Genomic DNA, 12,221 nt, shown 5'->3' on the forward strand with positions numbered 1-12,221 from the left:
GGGGGTAGCCATCCGTGTTTGATTACGAAGCCTGTCTGCAGGCCTGCGCCCGTGGCGATCAACGCGCCTTGCGCCAGTTGTATGAGCAAGAAAGCAGCCATTTGCTCGGCGTGGCGATGCGCATCGCCAGGGACAAATCCCTGGCCGAAGACATCGTGCATGATGCATTTATCAAGATCTGGCGCGGTGCCGGCAGTTTTGACCCCAGTCGCGGCTCGGCCCGTGGCTGGGTGTTCAGCGTGACCCGGCACCTGGCGCTCAATATCGTACGTAACCATTACCGCGAAATCCCGTTGGGCGACGAGCACGAACAAATCGCTGCAACCGACACCTTTGAATTCAGCGCACGCTCCGGGCAAGTCCACGCCTGTTTGGAGCAACTCGACCCGGCCCGTCGCACGTGCATCCTGCATGCTTATGTCGACGGTTATTCCCACAGCGAAATCGCCCAGAAACTCGACACCCCGCTGGGGACCGTCAAGGCCTGGATCAAACGTAGCCTCGCCGCGCTGCGGGAGTGCATGGCATGAGCAACCCACTGGACGAACTGGCCAGCGAATACGTGCTGGGCACCCTGCCCGGCGAACAACGCGCCGACGTCGAACAACGCCTGAAGCACGACGCTGAACTACGCGCCGCAGTGGACGCCTGGGAGCAGCGCCTGTTGCCGCTGACCGCCTTGGCGGAACCGGTGCCGCCCTCATCCGAGCTGTGGCGGCGTATCGAACGCAACATCGCCAGCGCCCGCACGCACTGGTGGGACCTGCTGGCCGTATGGCGCGGCCTGGCCGGTGCCGGGCTTTTGACCACGCTGGTGCTGGCCGCGCTGCTGCTGACCCGCCCGCCCACTGCCGACCCGACCTTTGTGGTGGTGCTGGTGGCGCCGCAAAGCCAGGCACCGGGCTGGGTGATCCAGGCGCGCAATGACCAGCAGATTCAGTTGATTCCCTTGGGGGTGATGGAAGTACCGTCCGACAAGGCCCTGCAGTTCTGGACCAAAGGCGACGGCTGGCAGGGGCCGGTGTCCCTGGGCCTGGTCAAGCCGGGGCAGACGCTCTCGGTGCCGTTGGACAAGCTGCCGCCGCTCACCCAGAACCAGCTGTTCGAGCTGACCCTGGAAGACCCGCGCGGTTCGCCGACCGGCAAACCCACTGGGCCGATCCAGGCAATCGGCCGCGCGGTCAAGGTGCTCTGATCAGGCGACGGTGGGCAACCACACGCGAAACCGCGCACCGCCCAGCGGCGAAGCCAACGCCGTCAAGCTGCCGCCCTGGGCTTCCAGGGCGCGTCGGCTGATGGCCAGGCCCAGGCCAAAACCGCCGGTGGCGCGGTCGCGGCTGCGGTCCAGGCGGTAGAACGGCTCGAAGATGCGCTCGCGCTGGTCCACAGGGATGCCGATACCGTCGTCGTCCACCCAGATTTCACAGCCCTCGGCGCACACCTTCACACCGACCTGGATGCGCTTGTCGCAGTAACGCGTGGCATTGCGCAACAGGTTCTGCAAGGCGCGGGCGGTCAGACGCGGGTCGAGGCTGAAGCGCTCCACAGCGCAGTCGAGCGCCACATCGATGACGATCTCGGGGTTTTCCAGTTCGTCATCGACGCTGCCCAGTACGCTGTCGATGAACTCATCGAGGACCACCTCGACCCGCTCCGGCAGTTGCGCCGGGTTTTGCAGGCGGCTGTAGGACAGCAACTCCAGCACCAGCTCATCCAGCTCGCGGATATGCGCGACCAGACTTTGCAGGCGCTCGCGGCTGGCTTCGGGCAGGTCTTCTGACAACGCCAGGGCCAGGCCGAAATCCAGGCGCGTGAGCGGCGTACGCAGTTCGTGGGAAACCGCATTGAGCAGGTCGCGCTGTTGGTTGAGCAGGTGTTCGATGTCGTCGGCCATGGTGTCGAACACCGTGGCCAGGCTGCCGATGTTGGAGCTTGGGGGAATGTGTGTGCGCTCGCTCAGATTGCCCCGGCCCAATTGGGCGGCCGTGCTTTTCAGGCGCTCCAGGTCACGCCAGTGCGGGCGCAGCCACATCAGCAGGCAGGCCAGCAATGCGGCGACGATCAACACATTGATCGCCCAGTACAGCACGTTCATGTCCAGTGGGTCGGGCGGTATGGTCAGCTTGACCGCGAACTGCTCGTTGATCGGCGAGCTGATTTCGGTCATCCAGCCCCACTCGCCCAGGCGCACGACGGACTTGCCCTGCTCCAGCAGTTGTTCTTCCGCCGGGGTATAGCTGGCGTCCTGGCGCAGCAGCAATTGCACTTTCAGCGGCGCAAAGTCGCGGCCCAGTTGCTCGGTCACCTGTGACCAGCGCTCCACCGGCGCCCGCAGGTATTGCTTGACGATCAGCTTCTGCTGGCCGCGGGTCTGCTCGATGTTGTAGTTCATGTAGCGGTGTTCGAACAGCTGGATCACCAGCGAGGGGATCAGGTAGATCGCCATGCTGTAGGTGACGATGGTGATCAGGTAAAGCCGCAGCAGTACTCGAAACATGGCTCAGCATTCCCACTCGGAACGACTGAACAGGTACCCCTTGCCCCACACCGTCTTGATCTTGCGCGCTTCGCCGGCGTTGTCGTCGAACTTGCGGCGCAGCTTGGAGATGGCCACGTCCACCGAACGGTCGGTGCCGTTGAACTCGATACCGCGCAGGCGTTGCAGGATCTGGTCGCGGCTCAATACCTCTCCCGCATGGCGCGCCAGCACCACCAACAGGTTATATTCGCCGCTGGACAACTCCACCGGCTGCTCGCGCCAGGTCACGGTGCGCTCCGACAGGTCGATGCACAGGTTGCCCATGATGATCTGATCATTGGCCACCTGGGGCTCGGACAAACTGCTGCGCCGTAACAAGGTGCGCACCCGTGCCAGCAATACACGCGGCTCGCAGGGCTTGGTCACGTAGTCGTCGGCGCCCATTTCCAGGCCCAACACCTGGTCGTGGCTGTCATCACGGGCGGTGAGCATCAGGATCGGCAGGCCTGCCGAGTCGGCGCGCAACAGGCGGCAGACCTGTAGGCCATCGAGGCCGGGCAACATCAGGTCGAGGATCACCAGGTCCGGCGGGTTCAGGCGCGCGCGTTCACGGACGTGGTCGCCACGGCTGAGCACGCTGACGTGGTAGCCATTGCGTTCCAGGTAGCTGGCAATCAGCTCGGAGAGTGCGGCGTCGTCTTCCACCAGGAGGATGTTGGGCATGGTGTTTCCAAATAATGCGGTTTGTTGGTGTGTTGCAGGATTGTGCAAGGATATACGCCCCCGGCGCCCCGCGCGTCGCACCTTACATTTCTTCACAGACGAGCTACACAGCTTCACAGCACCAAGGCGCAGGTGACTTTAGGATGCGCCAGTCAATATTGGGATAAGAGCATGTCGAAGAATCTGTTTGCGCCATTTTGCCTGCTGGCCCTCACCCTGGCCCTGAGCGCGTGTGGCGACTCCGCCGCCGAAGCACCGCAGATGCCCCTGGCCAAAGTGCGCGTCGAAACCCTTGAAGCCAAACCCTTGGCCATCACCAGCGAACTCAGCGGGCGCATTGCCGCACCGCGTATCGCCGAAGTGCGCGCACGGGTCGCCGGCGTGGTGATGCAACGGGTGTTCAAGGAAGGCCATGACGTGAAACAGGGCGACGTGCTGTTTCGCATCGATCCCGCGCCGTTCAAGGCCGACCTCGACAGCGCCCAGGCCAACCTGAGCAAGGCCGAGGCCGATGCCTTCAAGGCGCGCCTGCAGGAGCAGCGCTACAGCCAATTGGTGGAAGGCAATGCCATCAGCGGCCAGGACTACGACAATGCCCGCGCCGCCGTGCGCCAGACCGCCGCCGAGGTCGCCGCCAACAAGGCCGCCGTCGAACGCGCCCGCTTGAACCTGGGCTACGCCACCGTGACCGCGCCGATTTCCGGGCGCATCGGCCGTGCGCTGGTCACCGAAGGTGCGCTGGTCGGCCAGAACGAGGCCACGCCGCTGGCACTCATCCAGCAACTGGACCCGATCCACGCTGACCTGACCCAGTCCACCCGCGAGCTGAATGACCTGCGTCGCGCCTTCCGCGCCGGCAGCTTGAAGCAGGTCGGCCAGGACCAGGCCAAGGCGACGCTGATCGAGGACGATGGCAGCCTCTACCCGTTGCCGGGCAAGTTGCTGTTTGCCGAGATCAGCGTCGACCCTGGCACCGGGCAAATCATCCTGCGCAGCGAGTTCCCCAACCCGGACCTCGACCTGCTGCCCGGTAGCTTTGTGCGCGTGCGCCTGGAACAGGCCGTCGACAAACAAGGCATCAGCGTGCCGCAACGCGCCATCACCCGTGACAGCGCCGGTATCCCGATGGTGTTGCTGCTGGACGCCGAGCAGACCGTGAGCCAGCAACCGGTAGAGCTGGGCGCGGTGATCAATGATCGCTGGATCGTCAGCAGCGGTCTCAAGCCCGGTGACCGCATCATCGTCGAAGGCCTGCAACACGCGCGCCCCGGTGAAAAAGTTGAAGTGGACGACAGCCCGCTCGTAAAGGAATAACCCGCCATGCCGCAGTTCTTTATTGACCGCCCGATCTTCGCCTGGGTGGTCGCCCTGTTTATCCTGCTGGCCGGCTTGCTGGCGATCCCACAGTTGCCGGTGGCGCAGTACCCCAACGTCGCGCCGCCGAAAGTCGAGATCTACGCGGTGTACCCCGGTGCGTCGGCGCAGACCCTGGATGAAAGCGTGGTAAGCCTGATCGAGCAGGAGCTCAACGGCGCCGATCACTTGCTGTATTTCGAGTCCCAGAGCAGCCTCGGTTCGGCAACAATCACCGCCACCTTCCAGCCGGGCACCAACCCGGAAATGGCCCAGGTGGACGTGCAGAACCGCCTCAAAGCGGTGGAGCCGCGCCTGCCCCAGGCGGTGACCCAGCAAGGCTTGCAGGTGGAAAAAGTCTCCGCCGGCTTCCTGCTGCTGGTGACCCTCACCTCCAACGACGGCAAGCTCGATGACGTGGCGCTGAGTGATTACCTGGCGCGCAACGTGATGAACGAACTCAAGCGTCTCGACGGTGTGGGCAAGGCCCAGCTATATGGTGCCGAGCGCGCCATGCGCATCTGGATCGACCCGCAGAAGCTGATTGGTTTCAACCTGACGCCGGCCGACGTAAACGCCGCGATCAGCGCGCAGAACGCCCAGGTTTCGGCCGGCAGCATCGGTGATCTGCCGGGCACCAACACCCAGGAAATCACCGCCGCGATCCTGGTCAAGGGCCAGCTTTCGACACCTGCGGAATTTGCCGACATCGTGCTCAAGGCCAACCCGGACGGCTCCACCGTGCGCATCGGCGATGTGGCGCGGGTTGAAGTCGGCAGCCAGGAATACCAGTTCTCCACCCGCCTGAACGGCAAGCCGTCCACGGCTGTCAGCGTGCAGCTGTCGCCGGGCGCCAATGCGCTGAACACCGCGACGCTGGTGAGGGCGAAGATGGACGAGCTGTCGCGCTACTTCCCGGCCAATGTGGAATACAAGATCCCGTACGACACCTCGCCGTTCGTCAAGGTCTCGATCACCAAGGTGGTCTACACCCTGCTCGAAGCGATGGCGCTGGTGTTTGCGGTGATGTTCCTGTTCCTGCAGAACGTGCGCTACACCTTGATCCCGACGCTGGTGGTGCCGATTGCCCTGATGGGCACCTTCGCCACCATGTTGTTGCTGGGCTTCTCGATCAACGTATTGACCATGTTCGGCATGGTGCTGGCCATCGGCATCCTGGTGGACGACGCCATTGTGGTGGTAGAGAACGTCGAGCGCATCATGGCGACCGAGGGCTTGTCGCCCAAGGAGGCGACGAAAAAGGCCATGGGCCAGATCACCGGGGCCATCATCGGCATTACCCTGGTGCTGGTCGCGGTGTTCCTGCCGATGGCGTTCATGGCCGGTTCGGTGGGGGTGATCTACCAGCAGTTCTCGTTGTCGATGGCGACCTCGATCCTGTTCTCGGCGTTCCTCGCCCTGACCTTGACCCCAGCCCTGTGCGCCACCTTGCTCAAGCCGATTGCCAAGGGCGAACACCATGCCAAAGGCGGTTTCTTCGGTTGGTTCAACACGCGCTTTGAACGGCTCACCGACCGCTATGAAGGCTGGGTGGCCTACGCCCTCAAGCGCAGCGGCCGCTACCTGCTGATCTACCTGGTGTTGCTGGTAGGCCTGGGCTGGATGTTCAGCCGCCTGCCCTCCTCCTTCCTGCCGGTGGAAGACCAGGGCTACACCATCACCGACATCCAATTGCCGCCCGGCGCGAGCAAGAACCGCACGGTGCAGGTGGCCGAGCAGATCGAAGCGCACAACGCCGAGGAACCTGGGGTGGGCGACACCACCATGATCATGGGCTTCAGCTTCTCCGGTTCCGGGCAGAACGCCGCGCTGGCGTTTACCACGCTTAAGGATTGGTCGCAGCGCAGCAGCGATGATTCGGCTTCGTCGATTGCCGACCGCGCCAACATGGCCTTCAGCGAGCTCAAGGATGCAATTGCCTACGCGGTGCTGCCACCGCCGGTGGATGGCCTGGGCACCTCCAGTGGTTTCGAGTTCCGCCTGCAGGACCGTGGTGGTGTTGGCCACGCCGCGCTGATGGCGGCGCGTACCGAATTGCTGGCCGCCGCCGAGAAAAGCCCGATCCTGGCCAACGTGCGCGAAAGCGCCCTGGCCGAAGCCCCGCAAGTGCAACTGGAAGTGGACCGCAAGCAGGCCAACGCGCTGGGCGTATCGTTTGCGGACGTAGGCAATGTGTTGTCCTCGGCCATCGGGTCGGCCTACATCAACGACTTCCCCAACCAGGGCCGCATGCAGCGGGTGGTGGTGCAGGCTGAAGGCGACCAGCGCAGCCAGGTCGCGGACTTGATGAAAATCAACGTGCGCAACAACGCTGGCAAGATGGTGCCGCTGTCGTCCTTTGTCGAAGCCAAATGGACCCAGGGCCCGACGCAGCTGACCCGTTACAACGGCTACCCGGCTATCGCGATTTCCGGTGAAGCGGCTCCGGGGCACAGCACCGGTGAGGCAATGGACGAGATCCAGCGCCTGGTCAGCCAGTTGCCGGCAGGTCTTGGCCAGGAATGGACCGGTCTGTCGTTGCAGGAACGCTTGTCCGGTTCCCAGGCGCCCTTGCTGCTGGGCTTGTCGCTGCTGATCGTGTTCCTGTGCCTGGCGGCGTTGTACGAAAGCTGGTCGATCCCGACCTCGGTGTTGCTGGTGGTGCCGCTCGGTGTACTCGGCGCGGTCGTCGCGGTGAGCTTGCGCGGCATGCCCAACGATGTGTTCTTCAAGGTTGGCCTGATTACCATCATCGGCCTCTCGGCGAAGAACGCGATCCTGATCATCGAGTTCGCCAAGGACCTGTATGACCAGGGCGAAGACCTGGTCACCGCCACCTTGAAAGCCGCACGGTTGCGCCTGCGGCCGATCATCATGACGTCCCTGGCGTTCATCCTTGGCGTGGTGCCCCTGGCGATTGCCACCGGTGCCAGTTCGGCCAGCCAGCAAGCGATTGGTACGGGGGTGATCGGCGGGATGATCACCGCAACGCTGGCGGTGGTGTTTGTGCCGGTGTTCTTCGTGGTGGTCATGAAGCTGGTGTGCAAGCGCAGGGGCTAGTTTTCAGCGGCAAGCTGCAAGCTGCAAGAGACGCAAGGCTGCTCTAGCTTGCAGCTTGCAGCTTGCAGCCAACATCCGCACAACCTAAGGTGCTCACTACTGCCCTGATTCGTGAGCGCCATGCCGTTTCTAGCCCGCACCCACCCCCGCCTCTCCGCCGCCGCCGTGTTCGGGATTGCCGTGGGCATCCTGGTGCCGGCCGACACCCTCGTCAGCAAAATCCTCATTGGCTGGAACGCCGGCGTCTGGACCTACCTGATGCTGATGCTATGGCTGACCCGCCGCGCCAAGGCCGAGGATGTAAAACGCATCGCCGAGGTCGAAGATGAAAATGCCGGGTTGGTGCTGTTCACGGTATGCATCGCGGCCATTGCCAGCCTGGCGACCATCACCTTCGAACTGGTGGGCAGTAAAGACCTGGCGACCTCCGAGCGCCTGCTGCACTACGGTTTCACCGGGCTGACCGTGATCGGTTCGTGGTTGCTGATCGGGGTGATCTTCAGCGTGCACTACGCTCGTTTGTATTACACCTGGGACGGCAAGGAACCGGCGTTGCGTTTTGCCGAGGGCCTGACCACCCCCAATTACTGGGACTTCCTGTACTTTTCCTTCACCATCGGCGTGGCGGTGCAGACCTCCGACGTGGGCGTCGCCACCCGTGGCATGCGCAAAGTGGTGCTGGGGCAATCGTTGATCGGCTTTCTGTTCAACACCGCGATCCTGGGGTTCTCGATCAACATCGCTGCCGGGCTGTTCGGTTGACGCTGCACAAACCTTCTAGACGCCCGGCACGCGTTGGGCGCTAATGGCCTCACTTAGTCCGCCTCGGTGTTTTATGGCCGCGCACAACTGGATCGACCTGTCCCAGGACGCCGACACTGGCATCGAGACCCTGCGCGCGCACTTTGAAGGCCACGCCTACGACCCTCACTGGCACGACAGCTACCTGATCGGCGTCACCGAACAAGGCGTGCAGCAATTCAACTGCCGCCGCACGCGCCACAATAGCGTACCGGGCCAGGTGTTTCTGGTGGAACCCGGCGAGCTGCATGACGGTGACGCGCCCACCGCAGACGGCTTCACCTACCACATGCTCTACCTCGATCCGCACTGGCTGGCGCGGGAAGTCAGTGCGGTGTTCGAAGAGGCGCCGCTGGACAGCCAGTTGAGTTTCGCCAGCACCTTGACCAGCGACCCACGCCTGGCCCTGGCCACCAGCCAAGCCTTCCAGACCCTGCACAGCGGCGAACTGCGCATCGTGCGCCAGCGCGCCATGGACCAGTTGCTGGAGCGCCTCACCGGCCAACTCTACTGGCGCACCCGCTACCGCGACGACCCGCGATTGCCCTTGGTGGCGCACAAGGCGCGGGAATACCTGCATGCCCATTTGCAGTTTGATGTGGGCATGGACGAACTGGCGCTTGCGTGTGGCGTCGACCGCTTCCGCCTGAACCGTGCGTTCAAGAGCGCGTTTGGCCTGCCACCCCACGCCTATCTGGTGCAACTGCGCCTGGCCCGCGCCCGGCATTTGCTGGCCAGGGGCGACCAACCGGCAGATGTGGCGATTGCCCTGGGCTTTGCCGACCAGAGCCACCTGGGCCGCTGGTTCGTGCGCGCCTATGGGTTGACGCCTGCGGCGTACCGCAAGCGCTGCTCAAATCTTCCAGACAGGTCACCCGCGGGCTTGTGAAGATCGACTCCATCGATTGATTGTTCGGAGTCCACCATGCTGCCATTTATCCTGTTTGCCTTTGTCGCGTCCATCACCCCAGGCCCCACCAATATCCTGGTGCTCAGCAACAGCGCACGCTACGGCTTCAAGGCCGCGTTGCCGATCATTCTGGGGGCTTGCATGGGCGCGGCGGGCATTGTGCTGCTGGTGGGCACGGGCGTCGGCCAGTCACTGGTGCAGTTGCCCAGGGTACAGAGTGCCATGCAATGGGCCGGTGTGGCCTGGTTGAGCTATCTCGCGTGGCAGATTTTCAGCGCGCCAGCAGCGGCCGTAGAAGTGCAGTCAACACACAAGCGACTGGGCTTGCGTGGCGCCGCCGGCCTGCAATTGATCAATCCCAAGACCTGGATGATGGCGCTGGCCGTGGTCAGTGTATTCGCGGGTCACGGTGCAGAACGTCAGAGCCAGGTGCTGGTGCTGTCCCTGGTGTTTTTCCTGATTGCACTGCCGTGCCTCGGGGCCTGGGCGGTGTTGGGTGCGGGGTCGAGCCGGCTTCTGCGCTCGCCAAACGCCATGCAGCGCTTCAACCGGTGCATGGCCCTGCTTCTGCTGGGTTCGACCTGGCTGAGTGTGCTGATCTGAACGCAAAAAAAAAGGGGAAGCCTTGGCTTCCCCCTGTTCAACTCAACGACAACGTTAGAAGTCGTAACGCACCCCGAAGTTGACACCCCACGGCTGATCGATCTTCTTGCCTTGGCTGGTTTCGACGTCAGCGTGCAACTTGACGTTCTCCGAAACCGACATCGCCAAACCGGCCGCCAGCTCGATGCGCGAGCCCGACAGGTCGTTGTTGAAGGTCTGGTCGTTGATGAACACCTTGTTGCTCTGATCGAACTCATGGGCCACGGCGGTACGCAAGTAAGGCTGCAACACACCGCCGCTTTCCAGCTGGATGTTCTTGCCGGCGGTCACGCCGAGCTTGCCCACCACGGAGCTGGAACGGTCGCCCTTGGCCTGCAGGCCGTTGGTCAACTCGTAGCTTTGCGCCTGAGTGATGGTTGCCGACAACTGGCCGTAGGGTTCCACGTAAAAGTCGTTGTCCAGCTTGATATGACGGCCGAACTCCGCCGAGGCGCCCACGGCATTTTGCGCGTAGTTGCCCTTGGCTTTCTTGCCATCGCTCATGGTCACGTCGTTTTCCGTGTGCAAGCGGTTGAGCTTGGCCACACCGTCGAAGTACAGCCCGCTTTCGGCGTCCAGCCAGGTGGCGTAACCACCCACGTAGTAACTCTTCACTTCGCCGCTGCTGCCACGGGTCAGGCTGAGGTCGGAGGCACTGTGACCGGCCATGACACCCGCGATCCACTGGCCGTCACCGCCGGACAGTGGCGCATCGGCACCGATGGTGAAGCCCTTCTGGTTCTGCGTGTAGCCCGCACCGTTCTTGTTCGCCGCCACGTCGAATTTGTTGCCGTAGCTGCGCATCCACATCCCGTTGCCAGCGCCTTCACTGAAGCGCAGTTCACCCATGCGCGTACGTAGGATGCTCATTTCGCCGTACAGCACGGTGGGCGCGCTGTTGAACAGGGCCAGTACCGAATGGGCGCTGGTGCTGGTGCCCTTACGGTTGGGGTCGAGGAACCAGTCGGTGCCGTCCTTCTGCAGACCGTAGGCGTACGCCCCGACATCCACCGTACCGCTGGCCAGGCTGAACTGCGCATCCCCGCCTTCGGTGTGGACCACTTTGATCGGCTCGCCGTCGGCCAAGTTCGAACCGCTGGCGGCCAGCATCAGGCTATGGTTGCCTTCAGCCTTGCCTGCCACGTTGAGGAAGTCGGTCTGATGGGTCAGGAAATCGGTGTTCATGATGAACGTACCGTTGCCTTCCAGGCTCTTCACGTCCAACTGGTAGAACTCATCCGGCCCGCCAAAATGCACGGCGCCGCCGCCCATTTTCAGAGCATCGACATTGCTGTCGCCCACCAGTACCCAATGGGAGGCGTCATTCACACTCAGCTCGGCGACGTTTTTCAACTGGCCGGTCAGCCAGGCGCCGTTGTTGAGCTGCGCTTTGGCGGTGCTGCCCTCTTCGACCACGATGTCGCCGAACAACGCGCTGTGGTCGACATTGAAGTTGGCGGTGGAGCCATTGGTCACTTCGAGCAGATTACCGTTGCTACCGAGCAGGCTCGAACCGTTGCGGACCTGGATATCCGCGTGGGTTCCCTCGCGGGTGACAATCGCAGCACCGTTCTTGCCTTCAACGCTGGAGCCGTCCAGCACCAGCGTACTGCCCAGCACGCCATTTTTGCCACCCACAATCTGACTGTTGGTGGCATTGGCCTGACCGCTATAGAGAGCCAGCCCCAAACCACTGGCACCGGTTGCTTCGACCTTTGTACCGATCAAGTCCAGCACGCTATAGGCGCTGGCCGTGGCGCCGCGTTGGGTGCCGGTGATCGTGCTATCGACGACCTTCACGGAAGAACCCACCGTGCTACCGTCGGTACGGGCGGCGATCAGCCCGGTGCCGTTGTTGTTGATAATGTTACTGTTGGTGATCAATACCTTGCTGTCGTTGGCATGCACAGCGGCAGGCGCCGTGCTGCGCGCAATCACATCAGAACCGTCTATACGAATATCGGAGTTGAACCCCGTGATGTCCTGGGTGGAACTGCCCGGTTCAACCACCAAGGTCGCGGACTGGGCGCGAATATCCTTGGTGACTGCACCTTTGACGGTAAATCCGGAACCTGGTTGCAACTCGTAGCGGTCCGAGGGAGAGCCAGGCAGCACGAAATCGTCGGGGGCGGTGATGCTTCGGGCATCCGCCGCGTGTGCCATGAGCATCAGCAACGTGACAGCGTTGGCTTTCAACGCGAGACTTAAGGAAACTCTGAAAAAGACTTTCAGATTTGGTGAAATAGCCGCCTG

Annotated in this window: 10 protein-coding genes; 7 read left to right on the top strand and 3 right to left on the bottom strand. The window is 62.8% G+C overall.

The genetic code is table 11. The features are described from left to right. Positions 1-14: 14 nt before the first annotated feature. Both H096_RS22370 and H096_RS22375 read left to right on the top strand, forming a co-directional pair. Positions 15-530 (top strand): sigma-70 family RNA polymerase sigma factor, encoded by a 516-nt coding sequence (locus H096_RS22370; protein ID WP_033901513.1) that lies wholly within the window; start codon positions 15-17, stop codon positions 528-530. Then, the gene (locus H096_RS22375) at positions 527-1,195 is read left to right on the top strand and encodes an anti-sigma factor (protein ID WP_033901514.1); all 669 of its coding nucleotides are present in this window, start codon (positions 527-529) and stop codon (positions 1,193-1,195) included. Before H096_RS22370 ends, H096_RS22375 begins: the two co-directional genes overlap by 4 nt. Here the strand turns inward: H096_RS22375 and H096_RS22380 are convergent, their stop codons facing one another. Both H096_RS22380 and H096_RS22385 read right to left on the bottom strand, forming a co-directional pair. After that, positions 1,196-2,497 (bottom strand): ATP-binding protein, encoded by a 1,302-nt coding sequence (locus H096_RS22380; RefSeq protein ID WP_033901516.1) that lies wholly within the window; start codon positions 2,495-2,497, stop codon positions 1,196-1,198. It lies immediately after the preceding gene. 3 nt (positions 2,498-2,500) lie between these two features. Continuing rightward, positions 2,501-3,202, bottom strand: coding sequence for a response regulator transcription factor (locus H096_RS22385; protein WP_010210801.1), 702 nt, complete (start codon positions 3,200-3,202; stop codon positions 2,501-2,503). A 171-nt stretch (positions 3,203-3,373) separates the two neighbouring features. On the opposite strand from H096_RS22385, the gene H096_RS22390 reads away from it, so the two are divergent. The 5 genes from H096_RS22390 to H096_RS22410 all read left to right on the top strand — a co-directional run bounded on the left by H096_RS22390 (position 3,374) and on the right by H096_RS22410 (position 9,929). After that, on the top strand, positions 3,374-4,516 hold the full coding sequence (locus H096_RS22390) for an efflux RND transporter periplasmic adaptor subunit (RefSeq protein WP_033901517.1): 1,143 nt from the start codon (positions 3,374-3,376) through the stop codon (positions 4,514-4,516). A gap of 6 nt (positions 4,517-4,522) precedes the next feature. After that, positions 4,523-7,615, top strand: coding sequence for an efflux RND transporter permease subunit (locus tag H096_RS22395; RefSeq protein WP_033901518.1), 3,093 nt, complete (start codon positions 4,523-4,525; stop codon positions 7,613-7,615). A 120-nt stretch (positions 7,616-7,735) separates the two neighbouring features. Further along, positions 7,736-8,377, top strand: coding sequence for a DUF1345 domain-containing protein (locus tag H096_RS22400; RefSeq protein WP_033901519.1), 642 nt, complete (start codon positions 7,736-7,738; stop codon positions 8,375-8,377). A gap of 73 nt (positions 8,378-8,450) precedes the next feature. Beyond that, complete coding sequence (locus H096_RS22405) at positions 8,451-9,305, top strand: AraC family transcriptional regulator (RefSeq protein WP_033901520.1); 855 nt, start codon at positions 8,451-8,453, stop codon at positions 9,303-9,305. 36 nt (positions 9,306-9,341) lie between these two features. Continuing rightward, positions 9,342-9,929, top strand: a complete 588-nt coding sequence (locus H096_RS22410) for a LysE family translocator (protein ID WP_033901521.1) — start codon at positions 9,342-9,344, stop codon at positions 9,927-9,929. 54 nt (positions 9,930-9,983) lie between these two features. Here H096_RS22410 and H096_RS22415 read toward each other — a convergent pair whose 3' ends face one another. Continuing rightward, a complete protein-coding gene (locus H096_RS22415; protein WP_082461767.1) occupies positions 9,984-12,137 on the bottom strand; it encodes an autotransporter outer membrane beta-barrel domain-containing protein in 2,154 nt (717 codons plus the stop codon). Positions 12,138-12,221: the final 84 nt, after the last annotated feature.

It is taken from the genome of Pseudomonas sp. FH1 (genome assembly GCF_000510895.2).
Classification (GTDB): Bacteria; Pseudomonadota; Gammaproteobacteria; order Pseudomonadales; family Pseudomonadaceae; genus Aquipseudomonas; species Aquipseudomonas azotoformans_A.

Excerpts from the sequence above, each read along its gene's own strand:
- H096_RS22415 (WP_082461767.1), bottom strand. The coding sequence starts at position 12,137 with ATGCTCATGGCACACGCGGCGGATGCCCGAAGCATCACCGCCCCCGAC.
- H096_RS22395 (WP_033901518.1), top strand. The coding sequence starts at position 4,523 with ATGCCGCAGTTCTTTATTGACCGCCCGATCTTCGCCTGGGTGGTCGCC.
- H096_RS22385 (WP_010210801.1), bottom strand. The coding sequence starts at position 3,202 with ATGCCCAACATCCTCCTGGTGGAAGACGACGCCGCACTCTCCGAGCTG.
- H096_RS22400 (WP_033901519.1), top strand. The coding sequence starts at position 7,736 with ATGCCGTTTCTAGCCCGCACCCACCCCCGCCTCTCCGCCGCCGCCGTG.
- H096_RS22410 (WP_033901521.1), top strand. The coding sequence starts at position 9,342 with ATGCTGCCATTTATCCTGTTTGCCTTTGTCGCGTCCATCACCCCAGGC.
- H096_RS22380 (WP_033901516.1), bottom strand. The coding sequence starts at position 2,497 with ATGTTTCGAGTACTGCTGCGGCTTTACCTGATCACCATCGTCACCTAC.
- H096_RS22405 (WP_033901520.1), top strand. The coding sequence starts at position 8,451 with ATGGCCGCGCACAACTGGATCGACCTGTCCCAGGACGCCGACACTGGC.
- H096_RS22375 (WP_033901514.1), top strand. The coding sequence starts at position 527 with ATGAGCAACCCACTGGACGAACTGGCCAGCGAATACGTGCTGGGCACC.
- H096_RS22390 (WP_033901517.1), top strand. The coding sequence starts at position 3,374 with ATGTCGAAGAATCTGTTTGCGCCATTTTGCCTGCTGGCCCTCACCCTG.